Origin of the sequence: Aerococcus mictus (genome assembly GCF_003286595.3) — a bacterium.
Taxonomy (GTDB): domain Bacteria; phylum Bacillota; class Bacilli; order Lactobacillales; family Aerococcaceae; genus Aerococcus; species Aerococcus mictus.
In genome coordinates this window covers 470,924-497,777 of record NZ_CP132985.1, presented here as the reverse complement: position 1 = coordinate 497,777, position 26,854 = coordinate 470,924, and the positions used below count along the sequence as shown (strand labels likewise).

28 protein-coding genes are annotated in these 26,854 nt (G+C 42.7%); 11 read left to right on the top strand and 17 right to left on the bottom strand.

The features are described from left to right. Nucleotides 1-61: 61 nt before the first annotated feature. A complete protein-coding gene (locus tag DBT49_RS02405; RefSeq protein ID WP_070558592.1) occupies nt 62-529 on the bottom strand; it encodes a low molecular weight protein-tyrosine-phosphatase in 468 nt (155 codons plus the stop codon). A gap of 95 nt (nt 530-624) precedes the next feature. Between DBT49_RS02405 and alr the strand changes: the two genes are divergently transcribed. The 3 genes from alr to DBT49_RS02390 all read left to right on the top strand — a co-directional run bounded on the left by alr (nt 625) and on the right by DBT49_RS02390 (nt 3,720). Then, complete coding sequence (gene alr / locus DBT49_RS02400) at nt 625-1,782, top strand: alanine racemase (RefSeq protein ID WP_111872383.1); 1,158 nt, start codon at nt 625-627, stop codon at nt 1,780-1,782. A gap of 95 nt (nt 1,783-1,877) precedes the next feature. Beyond that, nucleotides 1,878-2,765 carry a 4-hydroxy-tetrahydrodipicolinate synthase gene (gene dapA / locus DBT49_RS02395; RefSeq protein WP_070558596.1) on the top strand — a complete coding sequence of 296 codons (888 nt, stop codon included), beginning with the start codon at nt 1,878-1,880 and terminating at the stop codon, nt 2,763-2,765. Nucleotides 2,766-2,889: 124 nt separating this feature from the next. Then, nucleotides 2,890-3,720 carry a helix-turn-helix domain-containing protein gene (locus tag DBT49_RS02390; RefSeq protein ID WP_070558598.1) on the top strand — a complete coding sequence of 277 codons (831 nt, stop codon included), beginning with the start codon at nt 2,890-2,892 and terminating at the stop codon, nt 3,718-3,720. A gap of 136 nt (nt 3,721-3,856) precedes the next feature. Here DBT49_RS02390 and DBT49_RS02385 read toward each other — a convergent pair whose 3' ends face one another. Both DBT49_RS02385 and DBT49_RS02380 read right to left on the bottom strand, forming a co-directional pair. Next, entirely contained in the window at nt 3,857-4,915 is a 1,059-nt protein-coding gene (locus DBT49_RS02385) for a tetratricopeptide repeat protein (RefSeq protein WP_070558600.1), read from the bottom strand. Nucleotides 4,916-5,020: 105 nt separating this feature from the next. Continuing rightward, on the bottom strand, nt 5,021-5,569 hold the full coding sequence (locus DBT49_RS02380; protein ID WP_064292986.1) for a hypothetical protein: 549 nt from the start codon (nt 5,567-5,569) through the stop codon (nt 5,021-5,023). Between the two features lie 232 nt (nt 5,570-5,801). Between DBT49_RS02380 and DBT49_RS02375 the strand changes: the two genes are divergently transcribed. Beyond that, nucleotides 5,802-6,980, top strand: coding sequence for a haloacid dehalogenase-like hydrolase (locus DBT49_RS02375; protein ID WP_070558601.1), 1,179 nt, complete (start codon nt 5,802-5,804; stop codon nt 6,978-6,980). 168 nt (nt 6,981-7,148) lie between these two features. Here DBT49_RS02375 and DBT49_RS02370 read toward each other — a convergent pair whose 3' ends face one another. Further along, entirely contained in the window at nt 7,149-8,090 is a 942-nt protein-coding gene (locus DBT49_RS02370) for a M15 family metallopeptidase (protein WP_070558603.1), read from the bottom strand. A 120-nt stretch (nt 8,091-8,210) separates the two neighbouring features. On the opposite strand from DBT49_RS02370, the gene proB reads away from it, so the two are divergent. Both proB and DBT49_RS02360 read left to right on the top strand, forming a co-directional pair. Continuing rightward, nucleotides 8,211-9,023, top strand: coding sequence for a glutamate 5-kinase (gene proB / locus DBT49_RS02365; protein ID WP_083300409.1), 813 nt, complete (start codon nt 8,211-8,213; stop codon nt 9,021-9,023). 24 nt (nt 9,024-9,047) lie between these two features. Then, the gene (locus DBT49_RS02360; RefSeq protein ID WP_070558604.1) at nt 9,048-10,304 is read left to right on the top strand and encodes a glutamate-5-semialdehyde dehydrogenase; all 1,257 of its coding nucleotides are present in this window, start codon (nt 9,048-9,050) and stop codon (nt 10,302-10,304) included. Nucleotides 10,305-10,796: 492 nt separating this feature from the next. On the opposite strand, the gene DBT49_RS02355 is transcribed toward DBT49_RS02360, so the two are convergent. The 12 genes from DBT49_RS02355 to map form a co-directional block, all read right to left on the bottom strand. Further along, entirely contained in the window at nt 10,797-11,264 is a 468-nt protein-coding gene (locus DBT49_RS02355; RefSeq protein ID WP_064292252.1) for a hypothetical protein, read from the bottom strand. A 1-nt stretch (nt 11,265) separates the two neighbouring features. Continuing rightward, the gene (locus DBT49_RS02350) at nt 11,266-11,427 is read right to left on the bottom strand and encodes a hypothetical protein (RefSeq protein WP_168163172.1); all 162 of its coding nucleotides are present in this window, start codon (nt 11,425-11,427) and stop codon (nt 11,266-11,268) included. A gap of 29 nt (nt 11,428-11,456) precedes the next feature. Beyond that, nucleotides 11,457-12,212 (bottom strand): CpsD/CapB family tyrosine-protein kinase, encoded by a 756-nt coding sequence (locus tag DBT49_RS02345; RefSeq protein ID WP_013669688.1) that lies wholly within the window; start codon nt 12,210-12,212, stop codon nt 11,457-11,459. An 18-nt stretch (nt 12,213-12,230) separates the two neighbouring features. Next, entirely contained in the window at nt 12,231-12,959 is a 729-nt protein-coding gene (locus DBT49_RS02340; protein WP_083300410.1) for a YveK family protein, read from the bottom strand. Between the two features lie 81 nt (nt 12,960-13,040). Then, nucleotides 13,041-13,790 (bottom strand): CpsB/CapC family capsule biosynthesis tyrosine phosphatase, encoded by a 750-nt coding sequence (locus DBT49_RS02335; RefSeq protein ID WP_070558607.1) that lies wholly within the window; start codon nt 13,788-13,790, stop codon nt 13,041-13,043. 14 nt (nt 13,791-13,804) lie between these two features. Next, nucleotides 13,805-14,266, bottom strand: coding sequence for an NUDIX hydrolase (locus DBT49_RS02330; RefSeq protein WP_070558608.1), 462 nt, complete (start codon nt 14,264-14,266; stop codon nt 13,805-13,807). Between the two features lie 173 nt (nt 14,267-14,439). Then, complete coding sequence (locus tag DBT49_RS02325; RefSeq protein WP_070558609.1) at nt 14,440-15,324, bottom strand: DegV family protein; 885 nt, start codon at nt 15,322-15,324, stop codon at nt 14,440-14,442. Between the two features lie 33 nt (nt 15,325-15,357). Then, a complete protein-coding gene (locus DBT49_RS02320; RefSeq protein WP_070558610.1) occupies nt 15,358-16,239 on the bottom strand; it encodes a DegV family protein in 882 nt (293 codons plus the stop codon). A 184-nt stretch (nt 16,240-16,423) separates the two neighbouring features. Next, on the bottom strand, nt 16,424-17,392 hold the full coding sequence (locus DBT49_RS02315) for a GMP reductase (RefSeq protein ID WP_070558611.1): 969 nt from the start codon (nt 17,390-17,392) through the stop codon (nt 16,424-16,426). A 169-nt stretch (nt 17,393-17,561) separates the two neighbouring features. Continuing rightward, nucleotides 17,562-18,065, bottom strand: coding sequence for a pantetheine-phosphate adenylyltransferase (coaD, locus tag DBT49_RS02310; protein ID WP_070558612.1), 504 nt, complete (start codon nt 18,063-18,065; stop codon nt 17,562-17,564). A gap of 43 nt (nt 18,066-18,108) precedes the next feature. Continuing rightward, nucleotides 18,109-19,566, bottom strand: a complete 1,458-nt coding sequence (locus tag DBT49_RS02305; RefSeq protein WP_070558613.1) for an LCP family glycopolymer transferase — start codon at nt 19,564-19,566, stop codon at nt 18,109-18,111. 19 nt (nt 19,567-19,585) lie between these two features. After that, on the bottom strand, nt 19,586-20,401 hold the full coding sequence (gene map, locus DBT49_RS02300; RefSeq protein WP_070558614.1) for a type I methionyl aminopeptidase: 816 nt from the start codon (nt 20,399-20,401) through the stop codon (nt 19,586-19,588). A 266-nt stretch (nt 20,402-20,667) separates the two neighbouring features. On the opposite strand from map, the gene DBT49_RS02295 reads away from it, so the two are divergent. From DBT49_RS02295 to DBT49_RS02275, 5 genes are all read left to right on the top strand, one after another. After that, complete coding sequence (locus DBT49_RS02295; RefSeq protein ID WP_111872382.1) at nt 20,668-21,375, top strand: GntR family transcriptional regulator; 708 nt, start codon at nt 20,668-20,670, stop codon at nt 21,373-21,375. A 141-nt stretch (nt 21,376-21,516) separates the two neighbouring features. Further along, the gene (locus DBT49_RS02290; RefSeq protein ID WP_070558616.1) at nt 21,517-21,966 is read left to right on the top strand and encodes a flavodoxin; all 450 of its coding nucleotides are present in this window, start codon (nt 21,517-21,519) and stop codon (nt 21,964-21,966) included. A gap of 60 nt (nt 21,967-22,026) precedes the next feature. Then, nucleotides 22,027-22,314: a hypothetical protein gene (locus DBT49_RS02285; RefSeq protein WP_064292240.1), complete on the top strand. Its 288-nt coding sequence runs from the start codon at nt 22,027-22,029 to the stop codon at nt 22,312-22,314. A 120-nt stretch (nt 22,315-22,434) separates the two neighbouring features. Further along, the gene (locus DBT49_RS02280; RefSeq protein WP_070558617.1) at nt 22,435-24,099 is read left to right on the top strand and encodes an ABC transporter substrate-binding protein; all 1,665 of its coding nucleotides are present in this window, start codon (nt 22,435-22,437) and stop codon (nt 24,097-24,099) included. 171 nt (nt 24,100-24,270) lie between these two features. Next, nucleotides 24,271-25,623 (top strand): polysaccharide deacetylase family protein, encoded by a 1,353-nt coding sequence (locus DBT49_RS02275; protein WP_070558618.1) that lies wholly within the window; start codon nt 24,271-24,273, stop codon nt 25,621-25,623. A gap of 94 nt (nt 25,624-25,717) precedes the next feature. Here DBT49_RS02275 and DBT49_RS02270 read toward each other — a convergent pair whose 3' ends face one another. Beyond that, nucleotides 25,718-26,803 carry a bifunctional glycosyltransferase family 2/GtrA family protein gene (locus tag DBT49_RS02270; protein ID WP_070558619.1) on the bottom strand — a complete coding sequence of 362 codons (1,086 nt, stop codon included), beginning with the start codon at nt 26,801-26,803 and terminating at the stop codon, nt 25,718-25,720. Nucleotides 26,804-26,854 lie beyond the last annotated feature (51 nt).

The following is a 26,854-nucleotide window of genomic DNA, read 5'->3' as shown; positions in this document are numbered from 1 at the left end:
CTCCTGCTCGATCACTCGAGGGGGAGCCTTTTTATCGCTCTAAAACATATTCTCAAAATGGTTAATTTAATTGCTGGGGGTAATTCTCCTTGAGATAGTCACAGAGCCCTTGGATACCTTGACTGACTTTCTCGAAAGTTAATTCAAATTCACCGGTATACCAGGGGTCATCAATAATGCCACCTTGGTCGGTGAAATCCATGAGGCGGAAGACTTTTTGGGGGTCAGCGCCTAGACCTTTGATATCGGCAATATTTTGGTCATCCATCCCGATTAATAAATCTGCCTCTTGAATGATATCTTCAGTTAAGGGGGAGGAAATCAAGTCCTCCCATGGAATCCCTTCCCGCTCCAAGATTTGACGGCTGCCTGGGTGGACACCATTACCTATTTCCCAGTCAGAAATAGCTGCTGATTCCACCTGAACCTCTCTTTCCCAATGGTTCTTTTTGACTGCTTCACGCATCAAGGCCTCTGCCATGGGTGAGCGACAAATATTACCCAAACATACAAAACAAATTCTAATCATATAGCCTCCCTCTACGCCTCGACAAATCTAATGCTCCTGACCCGATTTATGCTAAAATATAGCTACGATGAAAAGTCCTTGAAAGGAGAATTTTTATGATTTGTGGCGAACATCGCCCTACTCGGGTTGTTGTTTCAATTCCAAATATTGTTGATAACTACCTACTATTTAAACATGCCTTTAGCCCTAAAGCCAAGACATATGCAGTCATTAAAGCAGATGCCTATGGTCACGGCTCTATTCCTATTGCTAAAGCCCTCACTGAAGCCGGGGCAGAGGGCTTCTGTGTCGCTGTCACTGATGAAGCTCTGGCCCTTAGAGAAGCCGGTATCCAGGCTCCTATCCTCATTTTAGGGATTACCGAGGTTGAAGACGCTTGGCTTCATGCCCAACACGATATCAGTCTGACCATCTCGTCTTTGGATTGGTTAAAAGCAGCTTACGCCCAACGCCCAACAGACCAAGAATTTCCCCCTTTAAAACTGCATTTAAAGGTGGATTCAGGAATGGGTCGGATTGGTTTACGGGATAGTCAGTCGGGCCAGGAAATTATCGACTATATCAGTGACCACCAAGAAGCTTTTGAATTAGACGGAATTTTTACCCACTATGCAACGGCTGATAGCGATCAAGTCAAGGATCAAGACTATGTTGCTAAGCAATCCCAACGTTTTGAAGACTTTATCCAGGCCTTAGATTTTTCTCACCTTAATAAGAAACCTCTCATTCACCGGTCCAATACGGCTCTGGCCCTCTGGTACCCAGAAAAAACCATGGACATCGTTCGCCTAGGGATTGGTTTATATGGGGAAAGCCCCGCCGGCCCCGATTTTGCCCTTCCAGATGATATGCCGCTAAAACCGGCCTTTACCCTGGAAAGTGAATTAGTCTATGTCAAAAAATTACATGCTGGCGAATCGATTAGCTATGGAGCGACCTATACCACTGAATCGGATCAATGGATTGGGACCCTTCCGATTGGCTATGCTGACGGGCTACCAAGGTCTTCCTCTGGCTTTGAAGTCTTGATCGCTGGTTACAAGTGCCCAATTGTGGGGCGGGTATGTATGGACCAATGCATGGTCGCTCTCCCTAAAGAACTCCCCCTCCACGAAAAAGTCACCTTGATTGGTAGCGATGACCAAGGCAACCACATTTCGGCCTGGGACCTGGCCTTATATAACCATACCATTGCCTATGAAATTACTTGTGGCATTAGCGAACGGGTTCCGCGTACCTATATCTACTCATAAAGACAATTGACAAAGGCCTGCTAGCGTGCTAAATTAATTGTTAATAATATTCCACACAATTCAATATTTATAATTATTAAACGGAGGGGTTAGATATGTCAATTTATACTGGTTCAGGCGTTGCTTTGGTGACACCCTATGAGGATACGGCAGAAAAAAAGGTTAATTTTGATGTATTCAAAGAATTAATCGACTTTCAAATTGACGCTGGTACTGACGCCCTCATTATCGACGGCACAACTGGTGAAGCTTCCACTCAAACCGACGAAGAACAAGTTGAAGTCATTAAGTTTGCGGTAGATTATGTTAATGGACGCGTTCCTGTCATTGCCGGTGCGGGCTCCAATGATACCCGCCACGGCGTCCAATTAACCAAAGATTGTGAAGCAGTCGGTGCGGATGCTATTCTTTCCGTCACCCCCTACTACTTAAAAACCAGCCAACAAGGCCTCATTGAACACTACCACGCCATCGCTGGGGCTGTGGATATTCCTGTGATCCTCTATGACGTACCAGGAAGAACGGGAATGACTATTCAACCAGAAAGCCTCAAAGAATTAGCTAAGGTGGATAATATTGTGGCCTTAAAAGATGCTACCGGTAACTTTAACCATTCTGTCGATAACTTACATGCTGTCGGTCAATCCATCGATTTCTATTCAGGCAATGATGATACTATCGTGCCATTAATGAGTTTAGGGGCAAAAGGGGTTATTTCTGTTTTAGCCAATATTGCGCCAAAAGCAGTCAACCAAATGACCCATGCGGCACTAAAGAGTGACTTCAAGACTGCAAGAAAGATTCAAGCCGACTACAAACCACTGATTGACTTACTCTTTGCTGAACCTAACCCTATTCCAATCAAGGCAGCGGTAGCCTTACTTGGTTTTAATGTGGGGCCTACCCGCCTACCTTTAACGGCTCCGGATAGTGAATTAGTCGAAAAAATTAAAGCTGAAATGCATTCCCTAGGCATCATTTAATGCCTTCAAATTATACGAAAGGGCTGAGGCAAAAGTCTCAGCCCTTTTATTATCGATTTACTTGACTCGGTATTTATATTAAAATACTTTATTAATAATAGAACACAAAAAGGAGTCTCTCTTTATGTCACTCTTATCAGTTCCCTACCGGATCAAAGTCACCGCTTTAAAAAAAGACAATTTGCTGACCTATAATCGTTCCCTTTATCACCGTCAGGAGATGCTCTTTAGCCAAAAAGCTTTAGACCTCCAAACGCCCAACCAAAGCCTAACTCTCCAAAGCCAGCAGGTCGTTTCCCTCCCTGCCAATATCCGGGTCAACTTTAAGACTGATAAGATCGACAAGGACCAGGAACATCTGGGCTTTCTTCTGGCTATTGGTGACCCCTACTTGGAAGCGGTCAGCGATAGCTTTATCGCTACTCCTGAAATTAATCAACTCTTTGCTAAAATGCAGATTTTAAGTGTTGACCGTCATGATTGGAAATACCTCAACCAGGTACTTACTGAAATGAATCAAACCCAATCCTATGCCAAGACCCAGCTCCAACAAAAGCGACTTTTTGCCTTAACCTGTCAATTACTGGTGGACTGCTGTCACTTATTTGAGCAAAAACACCTCCACCCCCATATTCGTGACCAACGCTATGAATTAGCCACCGCCATTGCGCAATTTATTGACAGTCACCTGGCTGAAGACTTGCCCTTATCGCTCATTTCCAAGCGCTTTGCTTATAGTAGCTCCACCCTCAATCGTTTATTTGAAGAATTTTACCATTCCACCCTCCACCAATACATCATCAACAAACGATTAGAACGGGCCCAGGACTTAATTAGCCAAGGTGAATCGATCCAAAACACCTGGCAAAAGGTGGGTTTTAATGACTATTCTTCCTTCTACCGCGCATTCAAAAAACACTACCACTACCCACCCCACGATCTTCGTAAACATTAAGAAACTAGGCTTCAATGCCTCTCTCTTAAGTCAAAAGAAAAGTGCTTCAGGCCAGTCGATCTTCCCTATAGGGAAATCAGACTAGTCTGAAGCACTTTTTATTCTCTATCAATTGATGTTCACTGGCTACATGGGACTATTCACAGTCCTGGTTACCTTTCAAACGGTAATCCAGTTCCCGAATCATCTTCACAATATAGTCTTCAGGTGAGTCAACCAAGTCCATGTAGAGGCCATAATAAACATAGGCGGTTTCATAGGAATGTAGGGCCATGGCCCGACTGGCTGCGGCCTTGAGTCCATTCAACATTTCTGCATTCGGATAGTTGTTAATACGGTAATCTTTCTTAAATTTTTGAAGGGCTTCACCTTCAAGGGCCGGCTCCAAGTAGCCCATTTCCTCTTCGATAACCGCCAAACGTTCTTGGGCCCGGGAGTTATCCGACCAAGCTAAACTCAGGTAGTATAACTGAGTCGCAGTTTTTAGGTCATCTTTTTTCTCATAGAAATAAGCCAGATAGGCATAACCCCGGGAGAAGTCTTCCCGTCTTACGGCGTAACGAAAACCATTCAAAATCGTCGCAAAGCTCATCCCGTATTGTTCCATCAATTGGTAAACCCCTGCCAGATTAAAAATAGTTTTAGCATTATAGGGGTTCCAAAGCAGGGCTTGCTTGTAGGCTTCAGCGGCCTCCTGCCATTCATTGGCAGCCATCAGCACTTCAGCGTAGGAATTATAGATTTTGGAATAATCGCGTTTGGTTGGACGCAATTCGAGTGTTTGAGGTTCATACCAAGTGAAAATAAATAAGTCGATCCAGTCATTAATCGAATAATATTTTACATTAGGTTTAGGCTTATACTCAATAAAGTCAGCTTCCATGGCATTGATAAAGAGATTCATTTCAAACTGGGCATCAGTGGCCTTCCCTTCATCAATTAATTCCTTCATATGTTGGATGAAATCATCATCAGAACGATCTGTCAAATCTGTCCATAAACGTAAAATTGGTTCCTCTTCTTCAGGATAAGCATCTAGAAGGACTTTCTCAATTCGCTGACGTAATTCCTCATCCTCTTGTAAATCACGGAAATGATCCTTGACCTTGCTAACAATATAGGTCATATCGTCTTTAAAGTTTCCCGTAAAGTTTTTACTTAAATCATTTAACAGACTTTGCTGTTGTTCGTCCATACTAATCTCCTCAATTTTTCCCATTTTCAGCGTTTATCACTGTTTTATTTCCTTATTGTCGGTTCTGTCATGCTCTAGCTTAGAATTTAATGTGGTCATTATTCCCTATTCATCGTCATGGGGATAACGTCCCTCTAAATGTTCAATCATTTCTTCATAAGGGCGTACTTTAACAAAAGAATCCGGTGTAAAACGGGGTTGATAATCCTTAGGGAAGTCGTCAAACTCAGCCGTGTTAAAAAGATAAGCATTGAGTTGTTCATCGTTTAGGGTGCGAAAGTAAGCCATCGGAATCATTTCATCGGTTAACCGGCCATTGCTCAAACGTTTAATATAATGAGAAATATTATTTAAATCATTATAATAGGCAAAATATAATTCACTCTGTCGCCGGTTAACTGGTGTAGAGGCGAATTCAACTAAGATTTTGAGTAGGGCTTGCTTTTCTAAAGGATTTCTGGCATCAAAACCACCATAGCTGGTTCTTAACATGTAAGGTTTATCAATATAGATCTCAGCTAATTTAAATTCATCATCATAGATTTTGAGCACACGTTCCGTTTCTGGTTCATCATTATGCTTCTTATTGACGACATAATAATTTTCGATAAAACCTAGTTCATTGAGTTTCGTATATAGTTCATCAATTCGCATGATAGAGCCCCCTTCAAAGTCGATTACTTTAATTATAACATAGCTGACTGCAAAGCTATGTCGAAATAATCGATCATGCTTAGTCTTTACCCTTTCTTCAGTCAAGTTTACAGATTTATTATACCATTAATCTTTTTCCCTTAAAGCTAGGTTCCCTTGCCTAACTAGTGTATGATAGGCTTAAGCAAAGGGACCTTGTGTCCTAACTTTTCACCTTGAAAGGAGACTCCTCATGCCTCACCTTGCCTCCCAAAATTGGGAACCTCAGCTCTACCAAAGACTTGACCAGTTGATTAAAAATCATCAACAGCAAAGGGATACTCCCCTAGCTCAAAAAAACTATGTTGTTTTTGACTTTGACCATACCAGCATCTTTAACGATATTGAAGACCACACCATGGTCTACACCGCTGCCCACTTAGCCTATCAATTAACCCCTACTGAAATGGAGAACTGCTTAAAGCAAAATAAAGCGGCTCTCGACCAAGCTATAAGTGACCAAGCACCTCAAATCAGCTTTCAAGAGCTCATCGATGATATTATCGCTGACTACCAAAAGCTCTATCCCCAACGAGACAACTATCAGAGAAGCCAAAAATCTCTAGAAGACCGGCTTGAGGCTGATCCCTTACTCTTCAATTTTTTCTGTAAGATACGAACCTTTTACTTGGCTTATAACCAGCGCTTCCCTAAGCAAGCAGGCGCTTCCTGTCCAAGTTTTCTCTATCAAAACTTCACTGAAGCCGACTTTGTCGACCTCGGTAAAAAAGCCCTGGCTTATGGCTTAAGGGCTCCAATTAAAGACTTCACTTGGACCTACTCCTTGTCAGGAGACCCAAGACAGTGTCTTAGCACCCACTTTAGCCAGGGGCTGCGCATTCCCAATGAATTGATTAAGCTCTACCAGAGCTTGCATACGGCTGGGATCGCCACTTATATTGTGAGCGCTAGTCCCCAAAGTCTGGTGGAAACGGCTGTCAAATATTTCTACCCGATTGACCCGCCCGAGATTATCGGCATGTCCTATAAACAGGATGAGGCCGGCAGCTACCAAGCCCAATTAGAAAGTCATGCACCGATTACTAAGGCAGCAGGTAAGGTCCAAGCCATTCAAGAGCTCATCCAACCCAGACACCAAGATAGAGAACCTTTGGCGGTCTTTGGCGATAGTATGGGGGACTATCAGATGTTTCAAGCCTTCTCTCCCTCCACCACCCGGGTACTCTTCAACCGTTTATTAAATGATAAGACCCAAGATTTTGTCAGCCAGGCCCAAAAAGAATACGCCAAGCCTAAGCAGGTGTATTTTATCCAGGGCCGGGACAATAATACGGGAGCTTTGCGCCCTTCCCAAGAAACCATCCCCTTTGGTCAAGACCAGGCCTATCTCAGCCAAGCTATTAATCAGTGAGAGTGTGACAGTCACACAAAGGACGAAATCGCTGGAGAAAATTGAGATAAGCTCAGTGAAACTGAGCGTTATCAGTTTTTGAAGCGGACGTTCGTCCTGTGACTGGAACACGTTTTGATTAGATTGTTCGTATTTTGAAAAGAGTCTGAGAGTTTTGTCCCAGACTCCTTAATCAGTAGGCAAGGATGGATCCACTTGGTAAGTGAGTTTTTGCCCCTGACGAGCGGCTAATAAGACTAAATATTCTTCTAAAGTGAGCTGGTAACGCTTAATATATTGGGCAGTGGGAACCCCTACATAGCGGTAATGCCATGGCTCAAAATTATAACCCGTGACAGCTTCCTTGTCTTCTAAGTAGCGGAGGATAAAGCCATAGTCTTGAGCATGGTCCCTAAGCCATTGGGCTGAAGCCTCTTTAGCATAGTCCGTTTCCAGCCCCCGCTTAGCTTGAACCCAATCGGTCCCCAAGAGGTCTAGGGCTAAACCAGTGCTGTGTTCTGAGGCATGGGTTGGGGCCACGTAGGCATCAGTTTTAGCCTTAGCTTCCTCTAAACTTGCGCCCCCTGCCTGATACATCTGAATCATGCTTTGCCGGTTCTTTTCCTGGCTATCGACATCCCGATAAGCGGAAACGATAGTCAAGGGATAGCCGGCTTTTTGAGCGGCTTCCATTAAATGATTGAGAGGGTCTTCGATACGCTCATCATAAAGCTGACCATTGGAGGCAGTGGCGGTCTGAATATCCACTGGTTCAGTCAAGGGAAAAAGCGGATTAACCACTTTTAGCCGCCAATCACCTGGCTGGTCTTCGGTCGGAATAGCTTGGATAAGCTCTGTGAGTGAGTATTGGGGATGGTGGGCTTGGACATCTGCTAGGGTCACACCCTGCATACGTTGGTCTTTTAAATCAGCCACTCCTATCTCTTTCTCAGTTAATTTTTGATTCAATTGGGCCAATTCATCGTCTGGACTAACTTTTTCCTCCTGCTGGGCTTCGTTGGTGGCTTTGAAACTGGGATAATAAATATCTACTCCAAGTAGGATGATTGCATAAAGTAAAATAAGTCCCAAAATATAGGCTTTAGGGTGATTTTTTAACCAATCTTTCATTTTTTACCCTCCCTTTTTAATTATGCCTAGTATACCACCATGCCGGCTAAATATTAGCGGCTAATTGTAGGAAATTATGCTACAATTATTGGCAATGAGTTAAGAAAGTAGGTAAAGATCTTGCATCGTGATTCTCTTAAAGACGCCAAGCGAATTGTTATCAAAGTGGGTACCAATTCCCTGATGACGTCGACCAACAATATCCGCTACCAACGCATTGACCGCCTAGCTTATGTGATCTCTTCCCTTGCCCAAAGTGGAAAAGAAGTCATCTTAGTCTCTTCGGGAGCCATGGGTGTGGGCTGTGCCCAACTGAATCTCCCCAAGCGCCCCAAAAATATTCCCGACCAACAAGCCGTTGCCGCGGTCGGTCAAGTGGCTCTAATGAATACCTACGCCCGCTTTTTCTCTTATTATCATAAATCAGTCGCCCAAATCCTCATGACTAGAGACGTGATTGATTTCCATGATTCTCTAGCCAATTTGAAAAATAATTTTGCCAGTTTACTCAAACACCAAATTATCCCTATCGTTAATGAAAATGACGCCATTGCCGTCGATGAAATGGACCATAAAGTACGTTTTGGAGATAATGATAACCTCTCTGCCTTGGTGGCCTCCATTGTTGAAGCTGACCTGCTTATCTTATTAACCGACGTGGACGGCTTTTATGATGCTAATCCGAACAGTGACCCCCAAGCCCAACGCTTCTCCATCATCCATGAAGTCAACGATGACTATCTGGCCATGGCAGGTGATAAGGGCTCGACCTTCTCTACAGGCGGTATGCATAGTAAGCTGAAGGCAGCTGCTAAAACCCTAAAAGAAGGTCGTCGCTTAGTCATTATGTCTTCCGAAGAGCCTAGCCAAATCTTTGACCTCTTAGCAGGGGCTGATATTGGCACTGCCTTTATTCCTAAAAACGAATCATAACATTTATCCAAGGAGTGAAAAATCATGATTAATTCAGCTGATTTAGTGCAAATGGGCCAAGATGCCAAAGTGGCAGCCCGTCAACTCAGCAATTTACCCCGGACTAAAAAAGACCAAGCCCTTATCCAAATGGCCCAAACCCTAAGAAATGCCTCAGAAAATATTCTCTCAACCAACCAGGCAGAGTGCCAAAAAGCCCAAGAACAAGGACTGAAAGCTGCTTTTGTGGAACGGATGACCTTAAATCCAGACCGCATTGAAGCTATGGCCCAAGGTCTAGAAAAAGTCGCCCAATTAGACGACCCCATTAACCATGTCGATGACATGTGGGTCAATGAAAATGGCCTAAGGATCGGTAAACGCCGGGTGCCTCTAGGGGTCATCGGTATTATTTATGAATCCCGTCCCAATGTCAGTTCGGATGCCGCTGGACTTTGCTTTAAAACAGGGAATGCCGTGATTCTGCGTGGGGGTAAGGAAACCATTCAAACCAACCAAGCCATCGTCCATGCCTTACAAGAAGGCCTTGAAGCCGTCGACTTACCTAAAGCTGCCATCCAGTTTATCGACAACCCCAGCCATGACTTAGCAGGGGAAATGATGACCATGAATGATTCCATCGATTGCCTAATCCCCCGCGGAAGTAAGAATCTCATCCAAAGAGTTGTCCAAACGGCCACGATTCCAACCATTGAAACCGGAGTAGGAAACTGTCATCTCTATATCCATGAAGCCTGCGATTTTGATATGGCTTTAAACATCCTAATCAACGGGAAAACCCAAAGAGTTTCTGTCTGCAATGCCCTAGAAACTCTCCTGGTCGACCAAGCTATTGCCAAAGATTTTCTCCCCCTAGCTGGTCAGGCACTGAAGGACCACCAGGTTAAAATCCATGGTGACCAAGTCACCGCTGACTATATCGATGGCGTTATTCCAGCCACTGCAGCCGACTATGACGAGGAATACTTGGACTATGAAATTGCCATTAAGGTAGTTAAGGGTTACCAAGAGGCCGTTGACCATATTGCTGAACACTCTAGTCACCATTCCGAAGCCATTGTAACCAATGATTATGCCATCGCTAACCGCTTTATGGATGACGTGGACTCGGCCTGTGTCTACGTTAATGCGTCGACCCGCTTTACCGATGGTGAGGTCTTTGGCTTTGGCGGCGAAATTGGAATTTCCACCCAAAAACTCCACGCCCGCGGCCCCATGGGCTTGGAAGCACTCACCTCCTATAAATACACCATCTTCGGCCAAGGCCAAATCAGAGAATAACAGAGTGCGAAGAGTGCACTAAAGATCGATAACACTGGAACTAAAGCGCAAAAATTCTTAAAAAGAATTTCTTGCACTTTAGTGAAGTGGAGATCGATCTGCACTCGGAGCAGGTTTGGTAAGGATTTGAGGAAGGATCAGGGAGGGAGATTCCTTGGAGGAAAAGATGATAAGGCCAGCAAAGCTGGTCGTTCAACTTTTCTGAAAGGACATCCCCTCACCCTTCCGAACTCGACTAAAAGGATGTGAGGACGCCGTCAAAGACTTGAATCACTGGAAGAAAATACCATAAGCACAGGGAACTGTGCGTTGGAATTTTCTGAAGTGACTTCAAGGCTGGCGTCTGAACTCGACTAAAGAGTGCGACAGTCACATCAAAGGACGAAAGCTATCCAGCGTTGAAAAAATTATACAAACAAAAACGGAGTTGCCCACAATCTGGCTACTCCGTTTTTTCTATTATTTATAATTTTCTCCAACTTAAATCCTAGCTTAGGCATTGACTACTGTAACATTGCTTACCGATAGTTCAATGTCATCAAGAAGATAGCTCGCCTTGGTTGGTTGCCCTTGCATAGGGATGTCGTCGACTACCATAATGGCATAGTTAGGCGCCCAACTCCCTAGAAAATCACTTGGAATTTCCCAGTCCACTGGCTCGAACTGGAGGTCAAAGTCATCAATTTTAAATTCTAAATGCGCATTCATTTCCGTAATGGTCTTGCCGGTTAAATTAATCATGACAAAGGCCGTACGAGCGGTATGGTTCCGTAAATTAGGTTGGGCCTCAATAGCGAACATATTTATTTGCCCATCCATAAAGTATTCTTGATAGTTATTGATAAATTCTTGGATTGTTTTTAACACTTGGCTGACATCATTCTTGGCATATTGGGTATTCAAGCGTTTTAATTCTTCGTTCTGCGCATAAGTCAAAGCAGCATGTATCGGTTTAGCCACGTTATCTACCTCCATTGATTAAATTTTTCTTACTAGATTCTTCGCCTTTACTATAGTCCATTTTTTCTTGGTCACTTAGGCAGGGAGCCTTAACTTGGGAATGACGCCAGTCCCAAAGCTGCAGTCCAGCTAAGCTCAGTAAAGTTAAAGCTAATTTATTCATCTTATCGATCTCTCCCAATTGAATAAGAGCTAGGACTGTAAATCCTCACTATCAATATCTTCATCACGGTAACCATAGCCATAGTAGGCATTCATTCCTTGGCCATCTGCTCCATTATAGATGGCCCCAATCACATTAGCATCAACGCTTTCCAAGAGGCGCTTGGATTTTTGAATATCTTGATAACTAGCCACACCCTCCCGTAAGACGAAGACACTGGCATCTGTTCGGCTGGCAATAATTTGGGCATCAGTCACTGGTAAGAGTGGGGGAGCATCAATAATAACCAAGTCAAAGACAGCCGTCACGTCCTCCAATAAGTCACTCATCCGTTGAGAACTCAAGAGCTCGGCCGGGTTAGGCGGGATAGGACCAGCTGGTATCACATAGGTGTTCACTTCAGCCACATATTGGGCGACATCCATGTAATCGACATCGCGGTCAGTAAGATAAGTGGTCAACCCCTTGCGGCTATGGATATCGAAGGTTTTATGCACTGTAGGCTTACGTAAATCGCAATCAATCATCAAAACGCGTACCCCATCCAAATGCGCCATGGTCGTCGCCACATTGGCTGCAATGGTGGATTTTCCTTCCCAGGGGCCTGATGAGGTAAACATTAGCGTCTTCAAATGATAAGCATCAATAGCAAATTGGATATTGGTACGAATCGTGCGAAACTGTTCTGAAATCACATGATTAGGATCGGCAGCCGTGATTAAACTCACGCCACGCCGTTGTTCCTTATTTTTCTTGTCAATTTTTCGTTGTTTGAAATTAAACATAAGACTTGATCACCTTTACTAAATTCGCCGTTTGGTCTCATCATTGTCATCCTGGCTTCTGTAACGACGTTTAAAGCGGGTCACCTCAATGGACTCCTCACTCATTTGCGGTAAGACGCCAATTAAGGACCAACCCATTTCTTCAACCACAGCTTGACTCCGTACCGTATCATCGTTAAGCACCCGAATCGCTTGAATGACTAGACTGACTAAGCCCCCGAGTACAGCTCCTAAGAGGAGATTCAACCAGTAATTGGGACTAACCGGTTTCTCATTATAGCTGGCTGGGCTTAATAAGGTCACTTTTTCAACATCGAGGACTTGGGGAAGTTGTTGGATAAATTCTTTACTAATATCGGAGGCCAAGCTTTTCGCTTGACTAGCATTACCGTCTGTCACAATCACATTGAAGACTGCCGATTTTTGATCGGCTTCTAAATGAGTATTCTCACTCAAAGTTTCAACGTCTCTTTGATGGGCTTGGGCCACTGGTTGTAAGATAAGTGGCGTATGAAGCAAGTCGTCGTAGGTTTTTAAACCCGCTTTCTTTTCGTCCGCCTTGTCCTTATCACTGTCCTTAGGGGTGACCACGATTTGAGTTTGTGAGGCGTATTCTGCCTCTGCCCATAAGAAATTATAAGCACTGGCCACCACAATCCCAAGCAGGACCCCTAAGAAGATAAACAGCCACTGCCGCTTAAGCCCCCGGAAAAAAGAAGCCAATGATCGTCCTTTGTACTGCTTCATGGTTAAGTGTCACATCCTCATTTCTTTAAAATAATCATAGCAGCCTTTCTAATTGATTAAGGAAAGGCCTGTTTTAACTTTCTAGAAGAACCAGAAACGTTTTTTCTTTTTAATTTGAAAATGGTCGATTAAAGGATCCCCATTAATCAAAGCCCTTGCATTCTGCTGGATATCAAAGCTAACGCTCTGTCCATAACGGTTTTCCAAAGCAGTATAAGCTTGGCGTAATTGGTAGTCATCACTACTAGTGGAAAAACTCCCCAGCAAGTGGGCCAAACCGGCTTCCAATAAGTAATGGCACTGTTTCTTTACTTGCTTGCCCTGGCGGCCTAGTAGATTTCCCGCCGTCAAGGCCGTGTAGCAACCCTGGTCAACCCACTGATAAACTTGGTCAATATCGCGCATGAGGGCCTGGTTTTCCTCAATTTGGACTAAGACTGGGCGGATATCATGCTTCAACCATTCGAAAAGTAAGGGTTCAAAGTAGCGCTGGGGATCCTCTTGATTTAATTTAACTAGAACATAACGCTGGTTGAGATCAGCATAGAGAATATCTTGGGATAAGTCATCCCAGGAAATCGCCTGGGCTAAGTCAATAATCTGACCTGGGTAGACCATTAAGGCAATCCCTCGCCGGTCTAAGTCCTCTTGAAAAGCTTCGGCGGCCTGTACTAAGTCCCCCCCAGTAGCTGCTGGATCAGTCGGATAAGAAGCAGTGGCTAGGACATGGGTCACACCACTTTGCCAAATGGTATTAGCCATGGCTAATTGCTCTTTATTAGAGTCTGTATGATCCACTTTGGCAATGTGACAGGCCATATCCACTAACATCTAGCATTCTCCTTCTATTGACGGTTATCCTCATAAGCCAGTAGCTGGCTGTTTTCATCGTATACTACCTTAATATCAAACAGCTCATCGCTAGTCATTAAGGGCTCTAAGAATAAGCGGTCGCCTTCCCACAGCGGGAGGTCTAAAACTTCATCTTTAGGGATCCAAGCCATAACCCCTTCATCATTCTCCCTGACCTCATCACTAGCTAGGGTTCCCGTATAAACAAAAATATACATCGGCTCATCTTCGGCATAGATAAAGGTGACGACACCGCGAAATTCTGCTGCTTCAAGTTCCCAGCCGGTCTCTTCTTTTACTTCCCGCTTAGCACATTCTATGGGAGTTTCTCCTAGTTCGAACTTTCCCCCAATGCCAACCCATTTACCCTGGTTGATATCATGTGCCTTCTTGATACGGTGTAACATTAAAAAGCGCTCATCACGCTCCAAATAGACTAAACTGGTTAATTGCATCCTTCCACCCCTTCTGTCTTACTTATTATAGCGTGTTAAGCCCTATTTTAACAGTTATCCACTAAGATATCTTCAAAGAGATCTTAAAATCCTTTGCCAAATTACCTTCTCAATAACCAGTCTAATAAAAAAAGTCTCCCAACTTGATGATTAAGAGACTTGATAATTGATGCTTATTTAGTGAGTAAATAATTCTTTAAACTAGGCAATACGGCTGTGGCTAGGGTACCTGTGCCTCCGTGAGTCCCCACTACTGGGGTTAACCAATCAAATTCGATTTCAATATCTGGTAATTTCTCGCGGATTAAATCTGCCAGCTCTTTGGCCCCTGATTCATCATCAGCATGGGCAATGGTGCCTTTGTAGCCCTGAGAGTATTTCTTAGCTTCCTCGATAAAGGCATCAGCTAGCTTCATTAAGGCCTTACGTTTGGTTCTCACCTTGGCTAAGACGGAAATATTTCCTTCTTGGTCAAATTCAATCAAAGGAACGATTTTTAATAAGGACCCGAGTAAGCCCTGAGCCCGTGAAGCCCGGCCACCCTTAACTAAGTTATTAATATCGCCTACTAAAGCCCAGATGGTCGTGTGTGCATTTAACCATTTAATCTTAGCCACCACTTCTTCAGGCTCAGCCCCAGCTTCCACTAAATCTAAAGCCTGACTCACCAGGTAACGGAGAGGCGTTGCTGCCCGACCAGTATCAATCACATAAGTTTTAATTTGGTCTTCAAATTCACTAGCTACCGATTGTCCGGTCTGGCTAGTACCACTTAACACAGCACTCAAGGGAATAAAGAAGACGGTATCATAACCTTTATCCACTAATTCTTCATAAATGGCATAGAAGTCTTGGGGGCGGGGTTGAGAAGTCTTAGGTAGCTCTTTGGCATTTTTCAAGCGATGATAAAATTCCGGTAAGATGCTACGGTCTTCAGTCTCAATAAAAGTCTCCCCTGAGGAAAAATGGAGCTGTAAAGAAACATAATAAATATCAGGATGATTAAGCAAGCGATCATTGAGTGTCGCCGTAGAATCGGTTAAAATTGCTGCTTTCATTTAAACAACCTCCTTATTTAAGCTTTGCTTATATTATAACTTAAAATTTTCAACTTTGGGGAGTACACAAAAAGCGACACTATTACAGCCCAAGTGGGTGCCAATTACAGGGGGAATCAAGGCGTGACGGATAGGATATTGACTTTCATCCTTAGTAATCATTTGCTCAAACTCCTCGGCTAAAAGGCTATCTGGAGTGGTGATAAGAGCTAATTCCACCCCTTCTGAATAAGCCGTCATCTCTTTTTCCATTAATTCTTCCATCCGTTTGAGGGCCTTCTTTTGAGTGCGAACTTTTTCGACCATTTCCAAGGCACCATTGCGTTCGATTCGGACAATGGGAAATATCTTCAATAAATTGCCTAAGAGGGCCATTCCCTTACTTGCTCGGCCCCCTTTGACAAGATTATCGAGATTGCCAACGATGACATAGATCACCATCGCCTCATCCAAGTGGTTCAAAAGGACAACAATCTCAGCTAGGGATAAATTCCCAGCCTCGATCAAGTTTAAAGCGACTTCAACCAAGTAGGCTAGGGGAATGGAGGTTTGCCGAGTGTCCATCAAATAAACGGATAGACGGTCTTGGTAATCTTGGGCCACGCTTTGACAATTTTGAAAGGTGCCACTCAAGGCCGAAGGAAAAGTCATGATTAAAACCTCATCATAACCCTTGGCTACTAAGTCATCCATCACTTGGACCACTTCCCCCATGCTGGGCTGGGAGGTTCTTGGTAAAGTTTTCATGCTTGCCAGACTGTGATAGTAGGCAGTCACTTGGTCTCTATCGCTGGTGTCGGTCATCGTCGACCCATCAGCTAAATTAATTTGTAAATAGACTTGGTAAACATCTGGATGTTTGGCTAAAGATTCCGGTAAGGCCGCTGTACTATCAGTAATAATTGCAGTTTTCATAAGGTTTTCCTCCTTAATAAGATAAAGCTTCTCATGTGCCTCTCATTGCTAGTGCAGCAGAAGAATAGGGTCCGCGTACTTTTGACAAAATAGCGATCACTCCTGGTAATAAGCTCATCATTAGGCTGATTAAGCAATAAAAAAGGGCTGAAGTTTTTCTCCAGCCCTCAATTTCAATACCGTATTAATCTCCATTATAGATGCTTGGAATGACCACATAGTCAACTGTGCGTAATGCACCTAAATCCCTACCACCTGCGTAAGAAATACTACTTTGTAAGTCTTCTTGCATTTCTTTCAAGGTTTTGAAGATGCTGCCGCGGCTTTCAATTAAAATTTTCTTGCCTTCAACATTCTTATATTCGCCCTTTTGAAATTCAGAAGCAGAGCCAAAATATTCCTTATATTTTTGTCCATTTTGAATGACTTCTTCACCTGGTGATTCTTCATGGGCTGCGAGTAAGGAACCAATCATCACCATGGAAGCGCCAAAGCGGAAGCTCTTAGCAATGTCACCATGGGTACGGATACCCCCGTCAGCAATAATTGGCTTACGGGCTGCTTTAGCGCATAGGCGAATGGCCGCTAATTGCCAGCCTGCGGTCCCAAACCCCGTTTTAATCTTAGTAATACATACCCGACCTGGCCCTACACCAACCTTGGTAGCGTCAGCACCGGCATTTTCTAAGTCACGGACGGCTTCTGGAGTGGCAATATTCCCTGCAATGACAAAGGTATCAGGTAGTTGTTTCTTGATATATTTAATCATATCAATAACCGTATGGGAGTGACCATGGGCAATATCAATGGTGATGTAGTCTACTTTTTCACCAGACTCTTTCACTTCATCGATAAAGTCATATTCTTCAGGCTTCACCCCAACACTAACAGAAGTATAAAGTCCTTTTTGATTCATACGACGGATAAAATCTAAACGTTTTTCCGGTTCAAAACGGTGCATAATGTAGAAATAACCATTAGCAGCTAATTTTTCGGCTAAGGATTCATTAAGGACCGTTTGCATGTTAGCAGGGACAACCGGAATCTTGAACTTATGAGGTCCAAATTGAATACCCGTATCACATTCCGACCGGCTCTGTACAATACACTTAGCAGGGATTAACTGGACTTGCTCATAATCAAAAGTTTGCATTTATTCTCTCCTAATTTCACTAAATCATTCAAACTATTAAAATAAACCTTTAACATTGTAACACCACGCCATTAAAAATCAAGGCTAATCGGCTATTTTAGGGAAAAATATTCGTTTTATAGAGAAATTTAAGGGAATAGCTCTTGATTATAATCGCTAATTCCGAACATTAATCTTTTCCGTGTTCTTTATTGAACTTAGCAATAATGGCCTGATTGACACATTCAGGCACTAAGGCAGAGACATCACCACCGAAATAGGCGGTTTCTTTGATAAGACTGGAAGAGACGAAGCGGTATTTTTCATCCGACAGCATGAGTAAGGTTTCGACATCATCCGCTTGCAGTTTATTCATCAAGGCAATGTTAGTCTCATACTCAAAGTCTTTGACATTGCGGACGCCACGAATGAGGGCACAGCAATTCAGAGATTTGGCTAAGTCAATGGTCAAACCACCCGTGAGACGCATAACTTCCACATTATCCAACCCAGCTAAGGCTTCTTTAGCCAAAGCTAATTTTTCTTCATCGCTAAAGAGGGCTTGTTTAGTGGTGTTCACTGCTACAGCAACATAGAGGGTATCAAAAATACGGCTAGCGCGCTCAATCATATCGACATGACCTTTAGTCATTGGATCAAAGCTACCAGCGTATAGTGCATTTCTAATGCCCATGATCGACTTCCTTTCTTTTATCGGTTTTCAATTTTTCATGCAATTAATAGCTTCCCGGAGCTGCGGGAGCGGGCACTGTGTTTTCTGGTGCCACTGCTCCCCCTCCTGCTGCCGGTTGTTGGGCTCGGTTGACTCCTAGACCTGGAGCTTGGGGAGCCGGAGCTTGAGGGAGAGGTGCGGGAGCTTGAGGCTGGGGGGCGGGAGTCGGACTAACCGGTGCTTGTGGCTGATAGGCAGGTTGCTGACTTTCAGCTTGAGGCAAGCCATTTTCGCTTGGTCTCACCGTGTCCCCTGAAGCATCGTCAACTTGCGGTTGATTTTGAGCCTCATAATTTAGCCCTTCTTCTCCAAATTCTTTTTCAATCAAACGGTCGAGTTTATCTTTCTCATAAACGCCCGGTTTAATGGCCATTTCTTCGTCTTCAAGAATGCCATTACCATTTAAATCCGAAACAGGGAAATAGACTGGTGGAATATTAAAGCTTACCGGGTAAACAATGGCCGACTGGGTGGGTTCCAGTTCCAGTAAGGCCCGAATCCGATTAGACATGCGGATGCGGTCTTCTTCCTCAATCGCTAAATACCAACCAAAAGTTAAATTCAAATCTAACCAGTCATCAAAGACTAAGTGGATAGGATTCTTAAGGGCTTGTAAATAATTTTGTTGGAGGGCCAGCATGTCATTGGGCCGTAAATCAGTCCGCAAATTATCACCGAGAGTATTTAAAATTTCTTCATAGTTAAAGACCGTATCCATGGATAAGAGTCGGTCAATAACAGCTTGAACCAATTGTTGTTGGCGTTTTTGACGGCCAATATCCCCCTCAGGATCCATTTTACGCATCCGTACATACATCATGGCTTCCTTACCAGATAAGGTCCGTGTTTCACCTTCAGTAAAGCTGACTCCATCTTGTTCAAAAGTCATGGGTGACGTAATTTCAATACCGCCCATGCCATCAATAATATCAATGAACCCTTGCATATTGACTTCAACATAATGGTCAATAGGGACATCAAGGAAACGTTGGATGGAATTAATGGAGTCCTCCATACCCCCATTCATATAAGCATGGTTCAATTTATTGAAGTCATTAGTCTTCCCTTGGGGAGCCAGGGTGTCGCGGGGGAGGCTTAGGATGGTTGATTTGCCCTCTTTGGGGTTGATGGTAATCACCATCATGACATCTGAACGACCATCTTTAACATTTTCATACATTAAAGCGCCATTATCGATCCCCTCGAGTAAAATATTTACCGGGTCGCCATCCTTGAGCGATATCCGACTATCACGCATATTTTCCCGGTCAACATTCTGATAGATGGCCCCGGAAAAATTAAAGAAGTTAAAGGCTAAGCGAATAATAAAGACGACTACAATAATTCCTAAAACCAGGCCCAGTCCCTTAAAAATTTTCTTTGTCTTACCGTTATTCTTATTATCATCCGGTTGATGGTGGCGGTAGCTCCGTCGATTTTCTTGAATTGACGATTGCTTCATATTTTCACTTCCTTAGCTTTTAATTTCCTCGATTAAAATCAATTTGCAAGGAGTCGATGCCTAAGTCTTCGTCACCAGCTTCTGCTTTTTGCATGGTCAAAATCTTGGGTTTATCTGCAGTGACTACTAGAGTATGCTCATATTGGGCACACCAGGAACCATCCACTGTGCGCGCTGTCCAACCGTTACTATCCACCTTGGCTTGGTAGCCACCCATGGTAATCATGGGTTCGATACAGATCGTCATACCTTCACGAAGGCGTTGACCACGTCCAGGGCGTCCATAATGTGGAATTTGCGGATCTTCGTGCATGGTGGGTTGGATGCCATGACCGACAAAGTCACGAACAACACCAAAGCCTTCTGCTTCTGCATAACTTTGAATAGCATGACCGATATCCCCAATCCGGTTACCAGCCACTGCCTGCTCAATTCCCAAGTAAAGGCTCTTCTTGGTGACATCTAAGAGGTGTTGGACGTCAGAGTCGACCTCTCCAATCTTAAAGGTATGGCAAGTATCGGTAAAAAATCCATCCAGCGAGAGGACAGTATCTACGGAACAAATATCGCCAGCTTTTAAAATGGTCTTTTTATCAGGGAAGGCGTGGCAAATTTCATCATTGGTTGAGGTACATGATGCATAAGGGTAGCCCTCAAAACCAATTTCTTCAGGAATAGCTCCTGCTTGACGAGTACGTTTTTCAATGAAATCATTAATATCCATGGTAGAAATACCAGGTTCGATAATATCGCGTAATTCTTCCATAATGCTTGCCACTAAACGGCCAGCTTCTGCCATAGCTTGAATTTCGCGTTCAGACTTGATGGTAATCATTGATTTCTTCCTTTCATAAATTATCATAGCTAAGTATACAATAAAAGCCTTAAAATAGATGCTTATTTCTCGGCCTTAAGGGATTTATTAATAATTTATGAAATAAATTAGTTTTTTTCAAGTTTTTCTGGTCTTTTTTAAACAAATCATATACAATATCTTAAGCAAGATATGATTAGCTATGTCAATATAGTAATATTTTCTACTGATACTTTATATCCTGCAATCAAACTTTTTTTTGAATACCATAGATGGGGAGATGAATTATGGGAAAACAACAAAAGCTTGAGCAAATCGCCTACCTATATATGAAAGACCAAATTATCCAAGGCAATTGGCCAAATGATCATCATATTGTGGAAGCAGCTATTTCAGAAAAATTAGATATGAGCCGTAGCCCAATCCGTGCTGCCCTACCCATATTAGCAGATGAAGAGATTGTAGAAATGCGGCCCTACCGAGGATTTTTTGTCAAAACCAGTTTAGAGGATGTCGACTTGGTCGCTTTCCGTTTGCGTTATTTTGCAATTTGCTATTTCCGCTTAATGGACCGTGCCTTAAAGCACAAAGCCAGCGCCAAAGACTTGCCAGCTGATCTTGACCAAAACTTAAATAATTTAATTGCTGCCTTCGAAAGTGATAATTATTTAGACTGTGTCCAATGGGAATGCGCGATTATTAAGAGCTTGCTCAATTTATCCCAACATGACTTCTTAGTGGAGGAAGCCATTAAATGTTATGCTTCTGTTTTGGAAAGAGTCCATAACCACTTACAAGCTGGTGATAACAAAACGCATTGCGCTTACCAAGCTAGAAATATTATTTACATTCAAGATATTATTTTCCTAGCCAAACGTAATGAATTTGACGAAACACGCACCTTAATTGAGTTATTAACCCTACACCAATATCAATATTTCAATGACCAAGAAAAAGCGGTCTTTGACCAAGCTTCGCCTTACGCCATGAAATAATGTCAACCAACCAATAACCTCTTTTAACAAGGAGTTATTGGTTTTTCTTTCATTTAATAAGCTTAAACTAGCGCTGTTTAGTCGTTTTTGCTATACTTGATGGGATTATTAGTCAAATGAATAAATTAAAGGAGAATAAGAATGAAAGCCTTAATTGCTTATGCCAGCATGACTGGTAACACAGAAGAAGCCTGTGACGTTATGGCTGAAGCTTTGGAAGATTTAGGGGTGGAAGTTGATATGGATTCCTCCTTAAACCTATTTGGCGAAGACTTTCTCGATGTGGATATCTGTGTTGTAGGCACCTATACTTACGGCTCAGAATTACCGGATGATGTCGTCGACCTTTATGAAGATTTAGAAGATTTAGATTTAACTGACAAGGTTTTTATCAGCCTAGGCTCTGGAGACCACGATTACCCGGATTATTGCCAATCCGTCGATGACTTCTATGACCAATTCCTACAAACGGGGGCGCAGGCAGCTTGTCCAGCCATTAAAATTGAAATTGATTGCAATGCTGAAGACATTGAAACCATTGAAGCCGGCGCCCAGGCAGCGGTCAACTTAGTTAAGCAAAAACCACATTAAATCAATGTCCCCTAGCCAATAAGACAGCAAACTAGTTATTGAAGAACGGAAAGGAGCACTATGAATAAAGTACCCAAAAAGAATCGTTCAAAATTTATTGATGATATCGAAAACCTTAACATTGATGAAACCTTGGAGAACTTAGATAAGGGGTCTCCTCACTTGAATTGGGGCTACCTATTAATTGGCCTAATCGTTCTCTTTCTCTTAGTTTGGGGCGTCTTAGAAATCTTCTCACCTAATGAGACAGAAGCCCACTTTCAAAGCCAAACTGAGCAAATTAAGGAACTCGAAAATAAAGTCAACCACTTAGAATATCGCGTCAAACAACTCGAAGATAAGGAATAAGGCTGGGAGTAAAAACCCAGTCTTTTTTATGGCTTTTTAAGCTTTCCTTAAACCGGGAGAAATTGCGAGTGCATCTTAGTCATGCTAGAATATGAACATCATGGAATAAAGAGGTATATTATGCAAAAGAAAATCATTCCCTTACTCCTTCTAGGAGGCTCACTGGTTCTTGTGGGCGGTTGTGATCAAATTCGCTTCACTGATCCTAAAAAACCAGAGACAAAGTCCGAGGAAAAAGTGGAACCACAAGCCCAACATCCCCGTGAAGCCTTGGGACTTACGACTACTCATAAATTAAAATCCCTAAACCCCAATAAGCTGCAAACGGCTTATGAACTCAGTGCCATGAATATGGTGGGCGAAGGTCTCTTCCGCTTAGAAAAAGATGGTTCTATCAGTCCAGGGGTAAGTAACGGAGAGATTGAGCGTCATGACAAGGATGTTATCATCCACTTGAAACCAGAAGCCCAATGGAGTAATAATGATCCCGTAACTGCCAGCGATTTCGTCTATGCCTGGCAAGAATTAGTTAATCCTGAGCACCATAATTTTTATGCCTATAAATTGTTAGCCCTAATCGATAATGCCTCCGCCGTATCAAGTGGCGAAGTAGGTGTCGATCAACTCCATGTCCAAGCCCTAGATGACCACCGGCTAAAAATCACCTTAAAAGATCCTGCCATGGATGATAACAGTCTCAAACAAGCCCTAGCCTTTCCAGCGCTCTTCCCCCTGCCAAAAAACTTTATCGGTCAAATTACCTATGACCTCTATGGGCAAAAATCAATCAATACTTTGAGTAATGGCCCCTACAATTTAAGCGCTTGGGAGAGCGGTTGGGATACTTGGACCTATGACCGCAACGAAGAATACCATAATTGGACGGACTATCCCACTGAAAAACTCAGTGTCCAATATGTCAAAAATACTGAAACAGCTAAAAAATCCTACCAACAACGCTTAACGGATATTTTGATTAGTCGCACACCGGAAGAGGATTGGACCGCATTAAAGCGTCCTTTTAGCCAAAATCTCCTCTACCATATCAATCAATCTGGGAAGAAGAATATTCTTAATGACCAGCGCCTAAGAGATCTCCTGGCTCAAAATATCGACCAGCAGGCCCTAACTGAAACTCTGCCTCGTTTACAAAGCAGCTACTCCTTAGATCCCCAAAGCGAGGGCCAAGTCCATGAAAAAACTGCTCTTGATAATGAAAAAAGTATGCAGACGCTCTTAGAGGATTATCAATTCGAAGCCATTGAACTGGACTTGGTTACCGACGATAACGCCCTCTCGCAAAAAATTGCCAAGGAATTACAAAAACAATGGGAAAGCAAAATCCCTCACCTGGTTATTAATATCTTCCCCTTGTCGGAAAAAGTCTTGATGGAGCGGGTCCAAAAAGGAGATTTTGACCTTTATCTCAGTCAACAACAAGCCTACGATAATTATTCCAATAGTGAGCTCTACCTCCCTTATACAGCTCCAAACTACCAAAAAGCCTGGGGGGAGGACCTGGAAGCTTTCCAAGAGTTAATGAAGCAGAACGCTAGTGGCAAATTATCTGATGAAGACAGAAGTCAAGCTGACCAATTGATCCAAAAACATCAGATCGCTAGCCCTATTCTTAAAGGCGATTACAGCTATCTCTCAAGAGAAGAAGTCATCAACCAAGCGCCTTACTCAGACAAAGGTTTTCTCTTTGACTTTAAAAATATGGCCTACGAAAAGAGTTCCCAAACCATTCCAATCAAAGCGGATAAGAAAAAAGCTAACAAATAATGTTCTGACTGAATTAAAGGCGAAATTAGACATGAAATCTAATTTCGCCTTTTTGTTTCATTCACTTAAGTTTCTTTAATATTTTTTTGTCTTATTTTTCATAATTTTTTCATATTTTTTAACGGGATATGTTTATAATATAAAGCATTAATTAAAAAGGAATCGTGTACCATGAAAGCTAAATCGAAAGTTCTTATCCTTGCTTTACTTAGTATTATTTTATTAACCCTAGGCTTATTTTCTTATCGCCACCACCTAATCAATAAAAAGCACCAAGCCCAAAGTACTATCACCATGGATGCTCTCTTTATTGATGACGATCATGCCTATTTAAACCCTGAGATTGACGAGGATATGATCCAGGCGGCCAAAGATAACGCCAATAAATTAGCGCCCGAGAAGAAAGAAAAAGCTCTTAAAGAAATTGCCCTCGTCGAACAGAAACAAGCGGCTATCCAAGCTGTTGACCAAATCTACCAACATGACGATTCAGAGGCTTTTGTGGTTGGTGATAAAGTGAATCCTCGTGATATTCTAAATAATAGCGTTAGCTTGGCTGATCTCAAAAAGCTAGCTCCCCACTTTGATTTCTCAGTGGGTGATGCTCTATCCGATGAATTAAAAATTCACTATAAAAACGCCTTAGAAATTGTCCAATTAGATGATAAACTCCAATCAATTCTGAACGACCTGCCCACCAGTTTTCAAGCTGATCAAATCAACGCTAACTTAAAGAAATTTAACGAAATTAGTCAAATTCTCGAAGATACTGCGATAAATATCGAAGGCCAACCCCGTCTCAAGAATAGCCTTCAAGCAATCACTAATAAAACAAAAATCTACGCCAAGAGCCTGATTCAAGCCAATCCGCCTCTCAAAGACGATGTTTTAAATCAACTATTAAACCAACCCTTGCTGGGCCAATACCTGACCGGTAGTTCGATAGACCACCGTAAGTTGATCGCCCTGACCTTTGACGATGGCCCTTCCGAAAACACTGGAGCTATCCTAGATATTCTCGACCAATATGGGATCAAAGCCATGTTCTTCCAACAAGGCAACCATGTTAAAGAGTACCCTCAAGTGAGTCAACGAATTTTAGCTGAAGGTCACAAACTTGGCAACCATACCTATGACCACCCTTACTTCTCTAATTTAAGAGATAAAGAAGTTGTTGACGAAATTAGTCAAGGCGAAGCTGCCATAAAAGAAGCCACCGGCATCAGTCCTAAATATATCCGTAACCCCCACGGCGCTCAAAGAAAGCGCATTGCTCGCTTAAGGCCAGACTTAACCGGTATCTATTGGGATATTGATTCTGAAGACTGGAAGTCCATGGATACTAAGCAAATCACCCAACGAGTCTTAAGTCAAGCCCATAACCATGCCGTTATCCTCCATCATGACACCATCAAAGCAACTGCCGAAGCCATGAAAAAATATATCCCCGAACTCAAAAAACAGGGTTATACCTTTGTCTTTGCTGATCAAATTCCAGAAGTCAAGAATTGGATTAACAACTAAAATAACCGCGACCAGAATAGGACCTGGTCGCGGTTATTTTTTAATAAACTTGTATACCAGCGCTTTCCCCTTCTTGCGCTTGTCGCACACTAACTTATTTACTTTTAAAGATAAAGTGTTTTTGAATGAAGTAGCTCAACAAGAAAAGCATGGAATCGACAAATACCTTAATAAAGGTCGTGGCTTGAGATTGCATGATGGTGCTTATTAGAGACACTAAACCTCCGGATAAGAACATCTGCACGATGACCAAGCTGACATATTTGATAAAGCTTTGTTTGGATTCTTGCTTGAAAACGAGAAAACGATTCAAGGTATAGTTAAAGACCGATGAAATGGTCCGGGCAATAATTGTTGCTAAATAAATAGTCAGGGTACTTGCGGCGTGGGGTAAGAGTACAGAAAAGAGATGGAATAAAAGGATATCTACCACAAAGGAAGAGACCGAAGACAGGATGTATTTCCAAAAATAGGTCTGATTAGCCATGTATTCTAAAAAGACGCTATAAATAGCAATAGAATCCTTGATCGGGTTAAAATGACTGCCCTTATTATCATCATGGTAGATGGTCTCAATAGCCACTTCCTTAATTGGAATTTTTTGCTTAGCGGCATCAATGATCATCTTTAATTCATATTCAAAGCGGTCGCCTGAAATCTCCAAAAGTCTGGCTAAATAAGTTTTAGGAATCACCCTTAACCCCGTTTGGGTGTCGGTTAAGGAAATACCGGTAACCATTTTTAAAATATAGCGAGTTAAGCGATTACCAAATTGACTCTTCCAAGGCACTTCATTTTGAAAATCTCTAACGCCTAAAACTAAGGCACTGGGGGCTTTCTGAAAAGCTCCAATACATTTCATCATATCGGCATAGGTATGCTGTCCATCTGAATCAATAGTAATGACTCCTTGGCAGTCAGGCAGATGGTGAAGGATATAGTCAAAAGCTGTTCTCAGCGCACGCCCTTTGCCATAGTTTTCCTCATGTTTTAAGACAATAGCACCAAAATCTTCATGCGCTTGCTTAAAATAAGAATCATAGTCAGCAGAAGAGCCATCATTAACGATAATAATTGTAAAATCATCTGAATCTTGTCTGCGAATGGACTCTAAGAGTGCTATTAACTTCTCATTCGGTTCTAAAGCAGGAATAATAATTGTAATATCACTGGTTGACACGTTCTAATCTCCTTATTAACTACCTATAGCAGATAACAACGACCTTTTTGC